The 16,836-nt window shown below is 56.4% G+C and carries 16 protein-coding genes; 9 read left to right on the forward strand and 7 right to left on the reverse strand.

What is annotated here, in order from left to right; translation table 11 throughout:
- Positions 1–138: 138 nt before the first annotated feature.
- From ACWKX3_RS17445 to ACWKX3_RS17465, 5 genes are all read left to right on the forward strand, one after another.
- Positions 139–540 (forward strand): YgiW/YdeI family stress tolerance OB fold protein, encoded by a 402-nt coding sequence (locus ACWKX3_RS17445; RefSeq protein WP_058610761.1) that lies wholly within the window; start codon positions 139–141, stop codon positions 538–540.
- A gap of 118 nt (positions 541–658) precedes the next feature.
- Positions 659–2,917, forward strand: a complete 2,259-nt coding sequence (gene parC / locus ACWKX3_RS17450) for a DNA topoisomerase IV subunit A (protein WP_006178546.1) — start codon at positions 659–661, stop codon at positions 2,915–2,917.
- Positions 2,918–3,082: 165 nt separating this feature from the next.
- On the forward strand, positions 3,083–3,820 hold the full coding sequence (gene plsC / locus ACWKX3_RS17455) for a 1-acylglycerol-3-phosphate O-acyltransferase (protein WP_058610762.1): 738 nt from the start codon (positions 3,083–3,085) through the stop codon (positions 3,818–3,820).
- A gap of 57 nt (positions 3,821–3,877) precedes the next feature.
- Positions 3,878–5,290, forward strand: coding sequence for a cell division protein FtsP (gene ftsP / locus ACWKX3_RS17460; protein ID WP_006178544.1), 1,413 nt, complete (start codon positions 3,878–3,880; stop codon positions 5,288–5,290).
- Positions 5,291–5,418: 128 nt separating this feature from the next.
- Positions 5,419–7,596 carry a YgiQ family radical SAM protein gene (locus tag ACWKX3_RS17465; RefSeq protein ID WP_088208525.1) on the forward strand — a complete coding sequence of 726 codons (2,178 nt, stop codon included), beginning with the start codon at positions 5,419–5,421 and terminating at the stop codon, positions 7,594–7,596.
- A gap of 89 nt (positions 7,597–7,685) precedes the next feature.
- Here the strand turns inward: ACWKX3_RS17465 and dkgA are convergent, their stop codons facing one another.
- Entirely contained in the window at positions 7,686–8,513 is an 828-nt protein-coding gene (gene dkgA, locus ACWKX3_RS17470) for a 2,5-didehydrogluconate reductase DkgA (RefSeq protein WP_454542142.1), read from the reverse strand.
- Positions 8,514–8,619: 106 nt separating this feature from the next.
- Positions 8,620–9,783, reverse strand: coding sequence for an alcohol dehydrogenase (yqhD, locus tag ACWKX3_RS17475; RefSeq protein ID WP_006178541.1), 1,164 nt, complete (start codon positions 9,781–9,783; stop codon positions 8,620–8,622).
- Between the two features lie 195 nt (positions 9,784–9,978).
- On the opposite strand from yqhD, the gene ACWKX3_RS17480 reads away from it, so the two are divergent.
- Positions 9,979–10,878: an AraC family transcriptional regulator gene (locus ACWKX3_RS17480; RefSeq protein ID WP_058610765.1), complete on the forward strand. Its 900-nt coding sequence runs from the start codon at positions 9,979–9,981 to the stop codon at positions 10,876–10,878.
- A gap of 45 nt (positions 10,879–10,923) precedes the next feature.
- Here the strand turns inward: ACWKX3_RS17480 and yghB are convergent, their stop codons facing one another.
- Positions 10,924–11,583, reverse strand: coding sequence for a DedA family general envelope maintenance protein YghB (gene yghB / locus ACWKX3_RS17485; protein ID WP_006178538.1), 660 nt, complete (start codon positions 11,581–11,583; stop codon positions 10,924–10,926).
- 143 nt (positions 11,584–11,726) lie between these two features.
- Complete coding sequence (gene metC / locus ACWKX3_RS17490; RefSeq protein ID WP_454542143.1) at positions 11,727–12,914, reverse strand: cystathionine beta-lyase; 1,188 nt, start codon at positions 12,912–12,914, stop codon at positions 11,727–11,729.
- 251 nt (positions 12,915–13,165) lie between these two features.
- Between metC and exbB the strand changes: the two genes are divergently transcribed.
- A complete protein-coding gene (exbB, locus tag ACWKX3_RS17495) occupies positions 13,166–13,897 on the forward strand; it encodes a tol-pal system-associated acyl-CoA thioesterase (protein ID WP_042321987.1) in 732 nt (243 codons plus the stop codon).
- Between the two features lie 4 nt (positions 13,898–13,901).
- Positions 13,902–14,327 (forward strand): TonB system transport protein ExbD, encoded by a 426-nt coding sequence (gene exbD / locus ACWKX3_RS17500; protein ID WP_006178535.1) that lies wholly within the window; start codon positions 13,902–13,904, stop codon positions 14,325–14,327.
- Between the two features lie 87 nt (positions 14,328–14,414).
- On the opposite strand, the gene ACWKX3_RS17505 is transcribed toward exbD, so the two are convergent.
- The 3 genes from ACWKX3_RS17505 to ACWKX3_RS17515 all read right to left on the reverse strand — a co-directional run bounded on the left by ACWKX3_RS17505 (position 14,415) and on the right by ACWKX3_RS17515 (position 16,215).
- Complete coding sequence (locus tag ACWKX3_RS17505; protein WP_058610768.1) at positions 14,415–15,311, reverse strand: SDR family oxidoreductase; 897 nt, start codon at positions 15,309–15,311, stop codon at positions 14,415–14,417.
- A gap of 66 nt (positions 15,312–15,377) precedes the next feature.
- Positions 15,378–15,830, reverse strand: coding sequence for a hypothetical protein (locus tag ACWKX3_RS17510; protein WP_006178533.1), 453 nt, complete (start codon positions 15,828–15,830; stop codon positions 15,378–15,380).
- The gene (locus ACWKX3_RS17515) at positions 15,811–16,215 is read right to left on the reverse strand and encodes a hypothetical protein (protein WP_454542144.1); all 405 of its coding nucleotides are present in this window, start codon (positions 16,213–16,215) and stop codon (positions 15,811–15,813) included. Before ACWKX3_RS17515 ends, ACWKX3_RS17510 begins: the two co-directional genes overlap by 20 nt.
- A 102-nt stretch (positions 16,216–16,317) precedes the next feature.
- Between ACWKX3_RS17515 and ACWKX3_RS17520 the strand changes: the two genes are divergently transcribed.
- Positions 16,318–16,821, forward strand: a complete 504-nt coding sequence (locus ACWKX3_RS17520) for an ESA_00282 family adhesion-associated protein (RefSeq protein WP_006178531.1) — start codon at positions 16,318–16,320, stop codon at positions 16,819–16,821.
- The last annotated feature ends 15 nt before the right edge of the window (positions 16,822–16,836 follow it).

Raw genomic sequence — 16,836 nt, forward strand, 5'->3', positions numbered from 1 at the left:
TTCCCTCCATGATGCAGCCAGTAAACCCGTTGCGCCCGGGCGCTGTACAGTAAAAATAAATAAATTTTTCCCTTAAGAAGTTGTTAAGGATTACCCTGTTTAATGGATTGCGAAACAACATTAAAGGGAGAGATAAAGATGAAAAAATACGCTGCAATTGCTGCCATCATGATGATGACCACCGCACCTGTCTTTGCTGCACAGGGTGGCTTTAACGGCCCATCGGCCACCGCCAGCCAGACGCAAACCCAGCAGGGCGGTTTTGTGGATAACAACGCCAACCTGACCACGGCGGCAAAAGTGAAAGATCTGAAGGACGACGCCTGGGTTAAGCTGCGCGGGAACATTACCGAGCGCCTGTCCGATGACCGCTACACCTTCCGCGACGAGAGCGGCACGGTGGTGGTGGAGATCGACCACAAGCGCTGGAACGGCGTGACCGTGACCCCGCAGGATAAAGTCGAGCTTCAGGGTAAAGTCGACAAAGACTGGAACGAATTTGAAATCGACGTGAAGCAGGTTATTAAACTGAACAAATAACCCGAAAAGGGCCGCTTAACCGGCCCTTTTTCTTTGTGACTCAACTCGCCAGATGAGGTAGTATCTGCGGCAATATTGCCTGAAACCCATCGGTTTCTGAGTTGAGGAATCACACGTAATGAGCGATATGGCAGAGCGCCTCGCGCTACATGAATTCACGGAAAACGCCTACCTGAACTACTCCATGTACGTCATCATGGACAGGGCGTTGCCGTTTATCGGGGATGGCCTGAAGCCCGTCCAGCGCCGCATCGTCTATGCGATGTCCGAGCTGGGGCTGAGCGCCAGCGCCAAGTTCAAAAAATCCGCCCGTACCGTCGGTGACGTACTGGGTAAATACCATCCGCACGGCGACAGCGCCTGTTATGAAGCGATGGTACTGATGGCGCAGCCGTTCTCTTACCGTTACCCGCTGGTCGACGGGCAGGGGAACTGGGGGGCGCCGGACGATCCGAAATCCTTCGCGGCCATGCGTTACACCGAATCCCGCCTGTCCAAATATGCCGAATTGCTGCTGGGCGAGCTGGGTCAGGGCACGGTTGACTGGGTGCCTAACTTCGACGGGACGTTACAGGAGCCGAAAATGCTGCCTGCGCGTCTGCCGAACATCCTGCTCAACGGCACCACCGGTATTGCCGTCGGCATGGCGACAGACATCCCGCCGCACAACCTGCGTGAAGTGGCAAACGCCGCCATCACCCTGATTGAACAGCCGAAAACCTCGCTGGACGAGCTGCTGGATATCGTGCAGGGGCCGGACTACCCGACCGAAGCCGAAATCATTACCTCGCGTGCGGAAATTCGCAAAATCTACCAGAACGGCCGTGGCTCCGTGCGTATGCGCGCCGTCTGGAATAAAGAAGATGGTGCCGTGGTGATCACCGCGCTGCCGCACCAGGTCTCTGGCGCGAAGGTGCTGGAGCAGATCGCCTCCCAGATGCGCAATAAAAAGCTGCCGATGGTTGACGACCTGCGCGATGAGTCGGATCACGAGAACCCGACCCGTCTGGTGATCGTCCCGCGCTCCAACCGCGTGGACATGGATCAGGTGATGAACCACCTGTTCGCCACCACCGATCTGGAAAAAAGCTACCGCATCAACCTGAACATGATTGGCCTCGACGGCCGTCCGGCGGTGAAAAACCTGCTGGAGATCCTCACCGAGTGGCTGACGTTCCGCCGCGATACGGTGCGTCGTCGTCTGAATCACCGTCTGGAAAAAGTGCTCAAGCGCCTGCATATCCTCGAAGGTTTGCTGGTGGCGTTCCTCAATATCGACGAAGTGATTGAAATCATTCGTACCGAGGACGAGCCGAAGCCAGCGCTGATGTCGCGTTTCGGTATCAGCGAAACCCAGGCCGAAGCGATCCTTGAGCTGAAGCTGCGCCATCTCGCCAAACTGGAAGAGATGAAGATCCGCGGCGAGCAGGACGAGCTGGAAAAAGAGCGCGATAAGCTGCAGGCGATCCTCGCCTCTGAGCGCAAAATGAATACCCTGCTGAAGAAAGAGCTGCAGGCCGATGCCGACGCGTTTGGCGACGACCGCCGTTCTCCGCTGCACGAGCGCGAAGAAGCCAGAGCGATGAACGAGCACGACATGCAGCCTTCCGAGCCGGTCACCATCGTGCTGTCGCAAAGCGGCTGGGTGCGCAGCGCGAAAGGTCACGATATCGACGCGCCGGGCCTGAGCTACAAGGCGGGCGACAGCTTCAAGGCGGCGGTAAAAGGCAAGAGCAACCAGCCGGTGGCGTTTATCGACTCCACGGGCCGCAGCTACGCCATCGATCCTATTACGCTGCCGTCTGCGCGCGGGCAGGGCGAGCCGCTCACCGGCAAGCTGACGCTGCCGCCGGGTGCCACGGTTGACCATATGCTGATGGAGTCCGACGACCAGAAACTGCTGATGGCCTCAGACGCGGGCTACGGCTTCATCTGTACCTTTAACGATCTGGTGTCGCGCAACCGTGCGGGTAAAGCGCTGATCAGCCTGCCGGATAACGCGCACGTTATGCCGCCGCTGGTCATTGAGAACGACAGCGATATGCTGCTGGCCATCACGGCCGCCGGACGTATGCTGATGTTCCCGGTGAGCGATCTGCCTGCGCTGTCAAAAGGTAAGGGCAACAAGATCATTAACATCCCGTCGGCGGAAGCGGCAAAAGGCGAAGATGGCCTGGCGCACCTGTTTATTTTACCGCCGCAAAGCACGCTGACGATCCATGTAGGCAAACGTAAAATTAAGCTTCGTCCGGAAGAGCTGCAAAAAGTGGTGGGCGAGCGCGGCCGCCGCGGCTCGCTGATGCGCGGCCTGCAGCGTATCGACCGCATTGAGATTGATTCTCCGAATCGTCCCGTCGTGGGCGACAGCGAAGCCTAGTTTAGTTCTCACCCCCTCTGTTCCGGAGGGGGTAAATTCACTAAAATTTCCCGTAAAAACGTTGTTAATTCATGCGTTGCGATTAACAATACGCGCTCGTAATAAAGTCCTTACCTGGCCACAGGTGAAGTATAATTGTCAGCTGTCAGGGCTTCAGAGGTCGCTATGCTATACATTGTTCGTTTAATTCTTACCGTTATTTACTGCATTCTGGTCTGTGTTTTCGGCTGTATCTGGTGCCTGTTCAGCCCGCGTAATCCGAAGCATGTCGCCACTTTTGGTCACATGTTCGGACGTCTTGCCCCGCTGTTTGGCCTGAAGGTCGAAAAACGTCTGCCGGAAGGGGCAGAGAACTTCGGTAATGCCATCTATATCGCTAACCATCAGAACAATTACGATATGGTCACGGCTGCTAACATCGTATTACCGCCGACCGTGACGGTAGGGAAAAAAAGCCTGCTGTGGATCCCGTTCTTCGGCCAGCTTTACTGGCTCACCGGTAACCTGCTGATCGACCGTAATAACCGGGCAAAAGCCCACGGCACCATTGCCGAAGTGGTGAACCACTTTAAAAAACGCAAAATCTCAATCTGGATGTTCCCGGAAGGGACGCGCAGCCGTGGCCGCGGCCTGCTGCCGTTTAAAACCGGTGCGTTTCATGCTGCAATTGCGGCAGGGGTTCCAATTATTCCCGTGTGCGTTTCCAACACTTCTAATAAAATTAATCTTAACCGCCTGAATAATGGGCTGGTGATAGTGGAAATGCTGCCGCCGGTGGACACCAGTCACTACGGTAAAGATCAGGTGCGCGAACTGGCGACACACTGCCGCGAGCTGATGGCTCAGCATATCGCGCAGCTCGACAAAGAAGTCGCAGAGAGAGAAGCCGCCGGTAAAATTTAACCGGCGTTAAAGGGAAAACGAATTCCCGCGTTGTTAGTCGTTTCAGATGGAGCTTATATGTCACTCAGTCGGCGTCAATTTATTCAGGCTTCGGGGATCGCCCTTTGTGCGGGTGCGATGCCGCTGACAGCCAGCGCCGCGGGGCAGCAGCAGCCGTTGCCCATCCCGCCGTTGATCGAATCCCGTCGCGGGCAGCCGCTTTTCCTGACGTTACAGCGCAGCCACTGGTCCTTTACCCAGGGGACGCGCGCCTCCATCTGGGGCATTAACGGGCGCTACCTCGGGCCAACCATCCGCGTGTGGAACGGCGATGACGTTAAGCTGATTTACAGTAACCGCACGCCTGAGAATGTCGCGATGACCGTCAGCGGCCTGCAGGTGCCTGGTCCGCTGGTTGGCGGCGCGGCGCGCATGATGTCGCCAAACGCCGACTGGGCGCCGGTATTGCCGATCCGCCAGAGCGCGGCGACCCTGTGGTATCACGCCAACACCCCAAACCGCACTGCACAGCAGGTCTATAATGGCCTCGCGGGCATGTGGCTGATTGAAGATGAGATCAGCAAATCACTGCCGATCCCGAACCACTACGGCGTGGATGATTTCCCGGTCATTATTCAGGACAAGCGTCTGGATAACTTTGGCACGCCGGAATACAGCGAGCCGGGCAGCGGCGGTTTTGTCGGCGACACGCTGTTGGTTAACGGAGCGCAAAGTCCGTATGTCGAAGTGTCTCGCGGCTGGGTGCGCCTGCGTCTGCTTAACGCCTCCAACTCCCGACGCTATCTGCTGCAGATGAGCGATGGCCGCGCCCTGCACGTGATTTCAGGCGATCAGGGCTTCCTGCCCGCGCCGGTTTCCGTTAAGCAGTTGGCGCTGGCACCGGGCGAACGCCGTGAAATTCTGGTCGACATGACCAACGGCGATGAAGTCTCTTTAACCTGCGGCGAAGCGGCCAGCATTGTCGACCGTATCCGCGGATTCTTTGAACCGTCGAGCATTCTGGTTTCTACCCTGGTGCTGACCCTGCGTCCAACCGGCCTGCTGCCGCTGGTGACCGACAGCCTGCCGATGCGCCTGTTACCGCAGGAGATCATGACCGGGCCAGCGGTCCGCAGCCGCGACATCAGCCTGGGCGACGATCCGGGCATTAATGGCGCGCTGTGGGACGTAAACCGCATCGATATTACCGCTCAGCAGGGCACCTGGGAGCGCTGGACGGTGCGGTCGGATATGCCCCAGTCGTTCCATATTGAGGGCGTGAGTTTCCTGATCCGCAACGTCAACGGCGCGATGCCGTTCCCGGAAGATCGCGGCTGGAAAGATACCGTCTGGGTGGACGGGCAGGTAGAGCTGCTGGTCTACTACGGTCAACCTTCGTGGCCGCACTTCCCGTTCCTCTATCACAGCCAGACGCTGGAGATGATGGACAGGGGATCCGTGGGGCAGTTGCTGGTGAATCCGGCGCCGTAAATGGCTTTTCTCCCTCTCCCTGTGGGAGAGGGGGGTGAGGGCAACGGCCCGCACAATACCCCTTCATTTCCCCCGGTAAACCAGCGTATAATCCCGCTCCTTTTGTCTATTTTTTCTTCGGAAGCACTATGAGCGCAATTTCCCTGATCCAGCCGGATCGTGACCTCTTCTCCTGGCCGCAGTACTGGGCTGCCTGCTTTGGGCCAGCGCCGTTCCTGCCAATGTCCCGCGAAGAGATGGATCTGCTGGGCTGGGATAGCTGCGATATCATTCTGGTGACGGGCGATGCCTACGTTGACCACCCCAGCTTCGGCATGGCGATCTGCGGACGTATGCTGGAAGCGCAGGGCTTTCGCGTCGGGATCATCTCGCAGCCTGACTGGAACAGCAAAGACGACTTTATGCGTCTGGGGAAACCGAACCTGTTCTTCGGCGTGACCGCGGGCAACATGGACTCGATGATCAACCGCTACACCGCCGATCGCAAGCTGCGCCATGACGATGCTTACACCCCGGATAACGTGGCGGGGAAACGCCCGGACCGCGCCACGCTGGTCTATACCCAACGCTGCAAAGAAGCCTGGAAAGATGTCCCGGTGATCCTGGGCGGTATCGAAGCCAGCCTGCGCCGCACCGCGCACTATGACTACTGGTCCGATACCGTGCGTCGCTCGGTACTGGTCGATTCCAAAGCCGACATGCTGATCTTCGGCAACGGCGAGCGTCCGCTGGTGGAAGTGGCACACCGTCTTGCGCAGGGCGAGCCGGTAGGCAACATCCGCGACGTGCGCAATACCGCGATTATGGTGAAAGAGGCGCTGCCGGGCTGGAGCGGGGTGGATTCCCGCATCATTGATATGCCAGGCAAAATCGACCCTATCCCGCACCCGTACGGTGACGATCTGCCGTGTGCGGATAACAAACCGGTCGCTCCGAAAAAAGCCGAAGCGAAAGCCGTGGTGGTTCAGCCGCCGCGCCCGAAGCCGTGGGAAAAAACCTACGTCCTGCTGCCGTCCTTTGAAAAAGTCAAAGCCGATAAAGTGCTCTATGCCCATGCGTCGCGTATTTTGCACCATGAAACCAACCCCGGCTGCGCCCGCGCGCTGATGCAAAAGCACGGCGAGCGTTATATCTGGATCAACCCACCGGCGATCCCGCTTTCCACCGAAGAGATGGACAGCGTCTTTGCGCTGCCGTACAAGCGCGTACCGCATCCGGCGTACGGCAGCAGCCGTATTCCGGCGTATGAGATGATCCGCTTCTCGATCAACATCATGCGCGGCTGCTTTGGGGGTTGCTCCTTCTGCTCCATTACCGAGCACGAGGGCCGCATTATTCAGAGCCGCTCTGAGGATTCCATCGTCAACGAGATCGAAGCCATTCGCGACACGGTGCCGGGTTTTACCGGTGTGATCTCCGATCTCGGCGGCCCGACTGCCAACATGTACATGCTGCGCTGTAAATCGCCGCGCGCGGAGCAGACCTGCCGCCGTTTATCCTGTGTCTATCCGAGCATTTGCGAGCATATGGACACCAACCACGAGCCGACGATCAATCTTTATCGCCGTGCGCGTGATCTGAAAGGCATCAAGAAGATCCTGATCGCCTCCGGGGTGCGTTACGACATCGCGGTGGAAGATCCACGCTATATCAAAGAGCTGGCGACGCACCACGTCGGCGGTTATCTGAAGATTGCCCCGGAGCACACCGAAGAAGGCCCGCTGTCCAAGATGATGAAGCCGGGCATGGGCAGCTACGATCGCTTTAAAGAACTGTTTGATACCTACTCGAAGCAGGCGGGTAAAGAGCAGTATCTGATCCCGTACTTCATTTCCGCGCACCCCGGCACGCGCGATGAAGATATGGTCAACCTGGCGCTGTGGCTGAAACAGCGTCGCTTCCGACTCGATCAGGTACAGAACTTCTATCCGTCGCCACTCGCCAACTCGACGACCATGTATTACACCGGCAAGAACCCGCTGAGTAAGATTGGCTACAAGAGTGAAGACGTGGTGGTGCCGAAAGGGGATAAACAGCGTCGTCTGCATAAAGCGCTGCTGCGTTACCACGATCCGGCTAACTGGCCGCTGATCCGCCAGGCGCTGGAAGAGATGGGTAAAAAACACCTGATTGGCTCACGCCGCGACTGCCTGGTCCCTGCGCCAACGCTCGATGAAATGCGGGAAGCACGCCGCCAGAACCGCCATACGCGCCCGGCCCTCACGAAACATACGCCGATTGTGCATCAGCGTTCGAACGGTGGGGCAACGGGGGCGAAAAAAACGGGAAAACGTAAGATCGGATAACGGTGATGCCCTCACCCCGGCCCTCTCCCACAGGGACAGGGTGTAAAATGTACCCTCTCCCTGTGGGAGAGGGTTAGGGTGAGGGAAAATTACCCCCCAAACTGATCCGGATCCGGCCCCAAACGCTTGCCCTGATCCAGCTTCGCAATTTCACCCAGCTCATCTTTATCCAGGCGGAAATCCCAGACGTCGAAGTTCTCAGCGATGCGCGAAGGCGTGACCGATTTCGGGATCACCACCAGGCCGCAGTCCAGATGCCAGCGAATCACAATCTGCGCCGGGGTTTTGCCATATTTATCCGCCAGCGTACGAATTATCTTCTGATCGAATACGCCTTCACCGCCCTGTGCCAGCGGGCTCCAGGATTCGGTCTGGATCTTGTGCGTGGCGTTCCAGGAATGCAGCTGACGTTGCTGCATCAGTGGGTGCAGCTCAACCTGGTTGATGACCGGCGCGACGCCCGTCTCGTCAATCAGACGCTGCAGGTGGTGCACCTGGAAGTTACACACCCCAATGCTTTTCACCAGCCCAGCCTGCTGGAGCTCAATCATGCCTTTCCAGGCATCCACGTAATGATCGATAGCCGGAACCGGCCAGTGCATCAGATACAGATCGACAAAATCGAGCTGCAGCTTGTCCAGGCTCTCCTGCAGGGCTTCGCGCGGGCGTTTTTGGTCGTCGTTCCACAGCTTGGTGGTGATGAAAAGGTCGTCGCGGGGCATGCCTGCGCTGGCGAGCGCCTTGCCCACGCCGTCCTCATTTTTGTACGCGGCAGCGGTATCAATCGACCGGTAGCCGACTTCCAGTGCTTTATGAATGGCGGACACGACCTCGTCGTTACCGGCTTTCCATACGCCGAGCCCCAACTGGGGCATTACGTTGCCGTCCTGAAGCTTGATCACGGTTTGGTTTGCCATTTTTCCTCCTCCATTTGCTCATCGTCGAAGGGAGCCTCCGACGATGTTGGTGTGCATTAAGTCTGGACGAAATGTCAAAAAACGAAAGGTGTGACAACAAAAACGCTTAGCGTGCCGCTTCGTAAATACGACGGCTTACGTCCAGGGTGATGTCACCGTGCTCGCCCAGTTGCGTCATGCCGTGCGCCTCGAGTTTTGCCAGCAGGGCAGGGATGGAGCTGCCGTCCAGGCCATAGCCGGAAAGACGCGTTGGCACGCCCAGGCTTTCAAAGAAGTTGCGGGTCGCTTCGATCGCGGCATCGATACGCGCATCGTCAGAACCTTCGGTAATGTTCCACACGCGCTCGGCGTACTGCAGCAGTTTGGCGCGTTTGGTGTCACGTTTTTCATTCCACAGCGCAGGCAGAACCACCGCCAGGGTTTGTGCGTGATCCAGACCGTGCATCGCCGTCAGCTCGTGGCCGAGCATATGGGTTGCCCAGTCCTGCGGCACGCCGGCACCGATCAGGCCATTCAGCGCCTGAGTTGCCGCCCACATCACGTTGGCGCGCACGTCGTAGTTTTCCGGCTCCTGCAGCGCTTTCGGGCCATCTTCAACCAGGGTCAGCAGAATGCCTTCTGCGAAGCGGTCCTGAATTTTAGCATCCACCGGGTAGGTAACGTACTGCTCAACGGTGTGAACAAACGCATCCACCACGCCGTTGGCGACCTGACGTGCAGGCAGGGTGTAGGTGTAAACCGGGTCCAGAATGGCAAATACCGGCTGAACGTGTTCGTTCATAAAGGCCTGCTTATCGCCCGTGGTTTTACGGGAGATCACCGCACCTTTGTTCGATTCCGAACCGGTGGCGGGCAGGGTCAGCACGGAGCCCATTGGGATCGCGCTTTTCACGTCGCTGCCGCGGGTTTCCAGAATATGCCACGGATCGATGCCGTCCGCGTAGTGGGCCGCTGCGGCGATGAATTTGGTGCCGTCCAGAACAGAACCGCCGCCCACGGCCAGCAGGAAGGTGATCTTCTCATCTTTCGCGATTTTCACCGCGTTCATCAGCGTTTCGTAAGACGGGTTTGGCTCGATGCCGCCGAACTCACGCACGTCCAGACCGTCCAGCGCGCTGTAAACCTGATCCAGCACGCCGGTTTTTTTCACGCTGCCGCCACCGTAGGTGATCAGCACGCGGGCGTCAGCGGGGATCTGCTCGCGCAGTTCGGCGATAGCACCTTTACCAAACAGGATGCGGGTGGGGGTATGTAAATTAAAGTTATTCATTGCTCTTTCCCTCTGGTGGGTGAAAAACCGCGGTGGCGCAAATGGCGACCTGATGCTGCACATTGTGGCTATCTGGCGCTATCCTCTCAATGCACATTCCTGCCGATGTCTTGCCCATTTCTACAGCGCGCTGGAGAAAGTGAAAGAAATTGCGCACACTGCATGGGTCGGAAACCGCCTCTGGAGTAAGAAAAAATGAACCGCGATGACATCTGTTTACAGCTTACTTCGCAAATCAAACAGTTGATAGATAAGCAAAATGACCTGAGTGCGCTGCTGCCGGATATCCGCCTGCTCTACGGGACGCAGCCGGGTACGCGCACGCCGGTGATGTACCAGCCTGGCATCGTTTTTCTCTTTTCCGGCCATAAAATTGGCTATATCAATGAGCGCGTGTTTCGTTACGACACCAATGAATATCTGCTCCTGACGGTGCCTTTACCCTTTGAATGTGAAACGTTCGCGACGGAGGCGGTTCCGCTGGCGGGGATCCGCGTGAATGTTGATATTCTGCAACTGCAGGAGCTGCTGATGGACATTGGGGAAGATGAGCTGTTCCAGCCGTCGATGGCGGCCAGCGGCATCAACTCCGCGACGCTGTCGGATGAAATCCTCTGCGCCGTTGAACGCCTGCTGGACGTCATGGAAAGACCGCTGGATGCCCGTATTCTCGGTAAGCAGATTATCCGCGAGATCCTCTACCACGTTCTGTTAGGGCCGGGGGGCGGGGCGCTGCTGGCGCTGGTGAGCCGTCAGACGCACTTCAGCTTGATCAGCCGCGTGTTGAAACGCATTGAAAGCCAGTACACGGAAAACCTCAGCGTGGACCAACTGGCGGCAGAGGCGAACATGAGCGTGTCGGCGTTCCACCATAATTTTAAGTCGGTCACCAGCACCTCGCCGCTGCAGTATCTTAAAACCTACCGGCTGCACAAGGCGCGCATGCTGATGATCCACGACGGCATGAAGGCCAGCGCGGCGGCTATGCGCGTTGGGTATGAAAGTGCATCGCAGTTTAGTCGGGAATTTAAGCGCTATTTCGGCGTGACGCCGGGGGAAGATGCGACGCGCATCAGAACAATGCAGGGCGCTTAGGTTTTTCCCCCTCTCCCCTGTGGGGAGAGGTTCAGGGTGAGGGGATCACGCGCTGCAATATTTCTTCTTAATCACCACCGCAATCGTCCCTACCAGCCCGGCAACCAGCAGGACAATCGGCAGCACCATCAGGAAGGTCATCACCTGATCTTCATGACGTTTTACAAACGGGATCATATTCAGCGCATAGCCCAGGGATGTCACCACGCCAACCCACAGCAGGGCGCTCAGCCAGTTGAAAAACTGGAAGCGGCGGTTCGACAGCCCGGAAATGCCGGCCATTGTTGGCAGCAGGGTGCGAACAAAAGCGAGGAAGCGCCCGGCCAGCAGCGCCAGCAGGCCATGACGATCAAACATGCAGGTCGCACGCTGATGATATTTGTGCGGCAACTGCGCCAGCCAGCCCTTCACGACGCGGGTATTCCCGAGCCAGCGGCCCTGCAAATAGCTCAGCCAGCAGCCAAGGCTGGCGGCGGAAGTGAGGATTATCATCGTGGGTGCGAAGTCCATCACGCCCTTGCCGATTAACGCCCCTGCAAGCAGCAGCAGGCTGTCACCGGGCAGAAACGAGGCTGGCAGTAATCCATTTTCCAGAAACAGGGTCGCAAACATCACGAAATAGACAATCCCCACAACGTGCGGGTCCGCCAGCGCGGCAAAATCGTGTTGCCAGAGCGCAGCGATAATATCTTGAATAACAGCCATGGACTTTCCTGTGGAACAGCAGATATAACGCTATTGTACTCCCTAATTGGCCCGTTGGGATTGATCGCAGGCGCAACTCATGCAGACTTTTCCGGTTGCGCCGTGAATAAAAATGTCCAGGGAGTACACTTTCAGCCTGCACTCTACACGATGCGCGCAAACCCTGCTGCTAAATCGGCAATTAAATCGTCAACATTTTCTAAACCAATATGCAGTCGGATCAGGGTGCCGCTGAAGTCCACTTCTCCGCCCGGGCGTAGCGCCGCGATCTGCTCCGGCTGGTTAGGCAGGATCAGCGATTCAAACCCGCCCCAGGAGTAGGCCATGCTGAACAGGGTAAAATGATCCAGATAGCTTGCCAGCTCGTCATTGTTCAGCCGTTTTTTAAGCACGAATGAGAACAGCCCGCTGCTGCCCGTAAAGTCACGTTTCCAGAACTCATGGCCTTTACTGCCGGGAAGCGCCGGATGGTTAACCCGCTCAACCTGCGGATGCTGCGCCAGCCACTCGGCCACCCTGAGGCTGCTTTCATGGTGTTGACGCAGGCGCACGCCCAGCGTGCGCAGGCCGCGGCTGGTCATGTAGGCCGTATCGGCATCCACCATCTGGCCCATCAGGTAGGCATTCTCACGCAGTTGATCCCAGCAGCGGGCGTTAGATACCGCGGTGCCAATCATGCCGTCAGAGTGGCCAATCAGGTATTTGGTCGCGGCCTGAATGGAGATATCGATACCGAATTCCAGCGCGTTAAACAGCACGCCCGCCGCCCAGGTATTGTCGATAATGATGATTGCCTCAGGCGCTTTGCTGCGCACCGCCTTAACGATGGCCGGGACATCATGTACTTCCATGGTGATCGACCCCGGTGATTCCAGGAACACGATGCGCGTGTTCGGCTGAATAAGGTCGGCAATGCCTTCGCCCGCTAGCGGGTCGAACCAGCCGGTGGTGACGCCGAGCTTGCTGAGGATTTTGGTGCAGAAATCCTGGCTCGGCTCGTACGCCGTGTTGGTCATCAGGATATGGTCACCCTGTTCCACGAACGCCAGAATGGTGTTGGCAACGGCCGCTGCGCCACAGGGGAACAGCGCGCAGCCCGCCCCGCCTTCCAGCTCGCACATCGCTTCCTGCAACGAAAAATGGGTAAGGGTGCCCCGACGCCCGTAGAAAAGCCCGCCGGAGGCGCGGTTACGCGTGGCGATCTTTTTGTCCTCAACGGTATCAAACACCAGAGAGGAGGCCCGTTGGATCACGCTGTTGACCGCGCCCTGGGTGTATTTTTTGCTGCGTCCGGCCTGCACCAGCGTGGTATCAAGCTGCTTCTTCGTCATCCTGGATAGCCCTGTTTTTATACGTCTGGACGTCCAGACTACCATGAAAGTAAAAAAGTGCACTTCTGCGATAGTGGAATAAGGCGAAAATTTTCTAAAATTGCGGCTCTGAAAATTTTTCCTGGGTAAGCGCAAGGAAAGTGAGTGAAATTTACGGCACTATGTAAATACTAATGAGAACTACTATCAATTCGACGTTGTTTTGATATTATTATGCTCAGAATTTGTGATTTGCGTCCTGGAGATACAGAGTGGGTAATAATTTGATGCAGACGGATCTCTCCGTTTGGGGCATGTATCATCATGCCGACATCGTGGTTAAGATTGTGATGATCGGCCTGATCCTGGCGTCCGTTGTCACCTGGGCTATTTTCTTCAGCAAGAGCGTTGAGCTTATTTCGCAGAAGCGTCGTCTCAAGCGCGAACAGCAGCAGCTGGCTGAAGCCCGCTCTCTGGATCAGGCATCCGACATGACCTCATCCTTCCACGCGAAAAGCCTGACCTCCCTTTTAGTGAATGAAGCGCAGAACGAGCTGGAACTCTCCGCAGGCAGTGAAGATAACGAAGGCATCAAAGAGCGTACCGGCTTCCGTCTGGAACGTCGCGTGGCTGCTGTGGGCCGTCATATGGGCCGCGGTAACGGTTATCTGGCGACCATCGGTGCGATCTCTCCGTTTGTCGGCCTGTTCGGTACCGTCTGGGGCATCATGAACAGCTTTATCGGTATTGCCCAAACGCAGACTACCAACCTGGCGGTTGTTGCGCCGGGTATCGCAGAAGCGCTGCTGGCGACGGCTATCGGCCTGGTGGCAGCAATTCCTGCGGTCGTTATCTACAACATCTTCGCGCGTATGATTGGCAGCTATAAAGCCACGCTGGGTGACGTTGCGGCGCAGGTTCTGCTGCTGCAAAGCCGTGACCTGGACCTCAACGCCAGCGCCGTTAAACCGGTACATGCGGCGTCCAAACTGCGCTTAGGTTGATACTATGGCAATGCGTCTTAACGAAAATCTGGACGATAACGGCGAAATGCATGAAATCAACGTCACGCCGTTTATCGACGTGATGCTGGTGCTGCTGATTATCTTCATGGTGGCTGCGCCGCTGGCGACGGTTGACGTGAAGGTGAACCTGCCGGCCTCGTCCAGCCAGCCGCAGCCGCGTCCGGAAAAGCCAATCTACCTGTCGGTTAAGGCCGATAAATCCATGTTCCTGGGCAACGACCCGGTCACGGATACGTCAGTCATTCCGGCGCTGGACCAGCTCACCGGCGGCAAGAAAGACACCACCGTGTTCTTCCGCGCGGATAAAACCGTTGATTACGAAACCATGATGAAGGTAATGGACACGCTGCATCAGGCGGGTTACCTGAAGATTGGTCTGGTGGGTGAAGAGAAAACGGCGGCGAAGTGATTTCACCGTTAACGCCAGTCGGTAACACACTGTGAATGTAAAAAGGGGGCCATCGCGGCCCCCTTTGTTTATTCCCCACAACGGTTTTTAACCGAGGTGTTCTCCCCCGCACACGCCGTGCACTTCTGCCGTGACGTAGCTGGATTCCTGGCTTGCCAGATAGACATACACCGGTGCCAGCTCCGCAGGTTGCCCCGCACGCTTCATCGGCGTCTGCTGACCAAACTGCGGGATTTTCTCCTGCGGCTGGCCGCCGCAAATCTGCAGCGCGGTCCAGATTGGACCCGGTGCGACCACGTTCACGCGAATCCCTTTTTCGGCGATCTGCTTCGCCAGCCCGCGGCTGTAGTTCAGGATCGCGGCCTTGGTTGAGGCATAATCCAGCAGATGTGGACTTGGCTGGTAGGCCTGAATCGAGGACGTGGTGATGATGCTGGACCCGGCCGGAAGCAGCGGGATGGCTTCCTGGGTAATGTAAAACAGCGCCAGGACGTTGACCGCGTAAGTCTCTTTAAACTGCTCGGTCGTGAGATCGGCAATTTTCTCTACCGCCGTCTGCTTACCGGCAACCAGCGCCAGGATATCCAGACCACCCAGCGCCTCGTGCGCGGTATGCACCAGCGAGCGGGCAAACTGCTCATCGCTCAGGTCGCCCGGGATCAGCACCGCTTTACGTCCCGCCTCTTCAATCAGCTGTTTGACCTGCTGCGCGTCCTCTTCCTCCGCCGGGAGGTAGTTAATCGCTACGTCTGCGCCTTCACGCGCGTAAGCGATGGCGGCAGCGCGTCCGATACCGGAATCGCCCCCTGTCACCAGCGCCTTACGATCCTGGAGTCGTCCACTGCCTTTATAGCTCTCTTCGCCACAGTCCGGTACAGGCGTCATCTTTGACTGCACGCCAGGGGCAGGCTGCTTCTGCTTAGGGTATTCACCGGTGTGATACTGCGTGGTGGGGTCCTGCATTTTCGTCTGGTGATGTGCCATAAGGGATCTCCTTTTGAGTGAACTTACCCATTAAGCGTAGGAGATTTTATCGAAAAGCAGGGATAATTAAGGATTATCCGTAATACTGGCGTGCGCCTCTTCATCAAGCGCGACGCAGGTGACGCTGGAGGTGCGGTAGTCGCCTTCGGCGAGTTTGCGGGTCAGGCGCAGGGTTGCGGTTTCGCGCGCCAGCAGGTACTGGTAGTGGGCTTCAAGGCGTCCGAGGAGCTTCTCTTTCAGCTCCGGCTGCTTTTCAATGATGGCATTCATCACCGCGCCGTAAATCTCCTCTTTCACCTGTAAAGCATAAATTTCACGGCGGTTCTGCCATTTCAGGCGCACCAGCGTCGCCGGGATAGAGACCAGATCCTGGGTAATACGCGTCATCTCGGCGTTTTTGATGTTTCGTAACGCAGCGAGATTCTGCTTTAAGATAAACTCGTCGCTTTTTTTATCTTCTAAAGTCAAATAAACGTTATTATCGCTAACTGCTTTCACGTTAATCTTCCCCGAGGTCATAAAAAATGGGGGTGTTTTTTTCGCGGGTAATTAAATTAAGCCAAATTTCATTTCCCGCTTCGTTTATTTCTTTGGTTTTTTCAGCCATTATTTGACTTAAGGTCTGGGCATCTATTTCGCCCTCGGCTTGCAGATCGTCCAGCAGGTGTACCAAGGCTTCAATTTTTACGGCGCGAAACAAGCGATCCTTAATATGGCGGTCGTGTTCTTCCAGCAACATATTACGGGATTTACCGGACTGTGAGACACCAATTAATATTTCGGACTCATAATCGGAGAGCTTTCTTTTTCCCTGAGTGAAATTCGTCTCTTTTTCTGCTTCCTTCGCAGGCTGCTCCACAGGCGTGATGTGGTACTTAGCCGGGACGAGATTGTCGGGCAGCATTGTAACGTCCTTTAATTTCAACAGGGTGGGGTTAGTATTAGGGTGAGATTCGTTGACAATAACATGAGGCAATTTTAAAATCAAAAAAAATGGAGCCTACCCATGAACAGTATTTTCTTTACGGTCATTACATTGCTATTACTGACCGCCGGCGTTCTTTTATTGATGCAAGAGTTCAATAAAACCAAAGTATCGAAGGATGCCAGCGTCCCGCCACAGCCAGAGCCGATGACAAAAGAGGAAGGGGAAGATCATTTCTCGGTATTGATGAACGCGATAACGCCGGTTTGGTACTGGCGTGTCAATCATGAATATATCGACTTTTTGCATGCGACTATTAAGCGCATGAAAATGGCTGAAATTAATGATACGCCCGGGTTGTTTGAAGCACAGCGCCGCTGCAGCGACCTGAATTCGGCGGTGTACAAATATTATGACAATATCAAAAAACGTTGTCTGAATGGCGAGAAGGTCTCGTATTCGGATTTGGACGTATTAAATCTGCGCCAGTGTTTTCGCGAGTTCAGTCTTGAAGCCTACCCGGAGCTGGTGGCGCTGGTGTGGCCGGAATATGCGCGCCCGGACGTAAACCCGCAGGAAGTGTAAGTGCTTTGTTGGTTA

The sequence above is a fragment of the Enterobacter sp. UPMP2052 genome (assembly GCF_053709675.1).

What these genes read in the sequence shown, in the direction of transcription:
- ACWKX3_RS17445 (WP_058610761.1), top strand. Translation starts at nt 139, where the DNA reads ATGAAAAAATACGCTGCAATTGCTGCCATCATGATGATGACCACCGCA.
- parC (WP_006178546.1), top strand. Translation starts at nt 659, where the DNA reads ATGAGCGATATGGCAGAGCGCCTCGCGCTACATGAATTCACGGAAAAC.
- plsC (WP_058610762.1), top strand. Translation starts at nt 3,083, where the DNA reads ATGCTATACATTGTTCGTTTAATTCTTACCGTTATTTACTGCATTCTG.
- ftsP (WP_006178544.1), top strand. Translation starts at nt 3,878, where the DNA reads ATGTCACTCAGTCGGCGTCAATTTATTCAGGCTTCGGGGATCGCCCTT.
- ACWKX3_RS17465 (WP_088208525.1), top strand. Translation starts at nt 5,419, where the DNA reads ATGAGCGCAATTTCCCTGATCCAGCCGGATCGTGACCTCTTCTCCTGG.
- dkgA (WP_454542142.1), bottom strand. Translation starts at nt 8,513, where the DNA reads ATGGCAAACCAAACCGTGATCAAGCTTCAGGACGGCAACGTAATGCCC.
- yqhD (WP_006178541.1), bottom strand. Translation starts at nt 9,783, where the DNA reads ATGAATAACTTTAATTTACATACCCCCACCCGCATCCTGTTTGGTAAA.
- ACWKX3_RS17480 (WP_058610765.1), top strand. Translation starts at nt 9,979, where the DNA reads ATGAACCGCGATGACATCTGTTTACAGCTTACTTCGCAAATCAAACAG.
- yghB (WP_006178538.1), bottom strand. Translation starts at nt 11,583, where the DNA reads ATGGCTGTTATTCAAGATATTATCGCTGCGCTCTGGCAACACGATTTT.
- metC (WP_454542143.1), bottom strand. Translation starts at nt 12,914, where the DNA reads ATGACGAAGAAGCAGCTTGATACCACGCTGGTGCAGGCCGGACGCAGC.
- exbD (WP_006178535.1), top strand. Translation starts at nt 13,902, where the DNA reads ATGGCAATGCGTCTTAACGAAAATCTGGACGATAACGGCGAAATGCAT.
- ACWKX3_RS17505 (WP_058610768.1), bottom strand. Translation starts at nt 15,311, where the DNA reads ATGGCACATCACCAGACGAAAATGCAGGACCCCACCACGCAGTATCAC.
- ACWKX3_RS17510 (WP_006178533.1), bottom strand. Translation starts at nt 15,830, where the DNA reads ATGACCTCGGGGAAGATTAACGTGAAAGCAGTTAGCGATAATAACGTT.
- ACWKX3_RS17515 (WP_454542144.1), bottom strand. Translation starts at nt 16,215, where the DNA reads ATGCTGCCCGACAATCTCGTCCCGGCTAAGTACCACATCACGCCTGTG.
- ACWKX3_RS17520 (WP_006178531.1), top strand. Translation starts at nt 16,318, where the DNA reads ATGAACAGTATTTTCTTTACGGTCATTACATTGCTATTACTGACCGCC.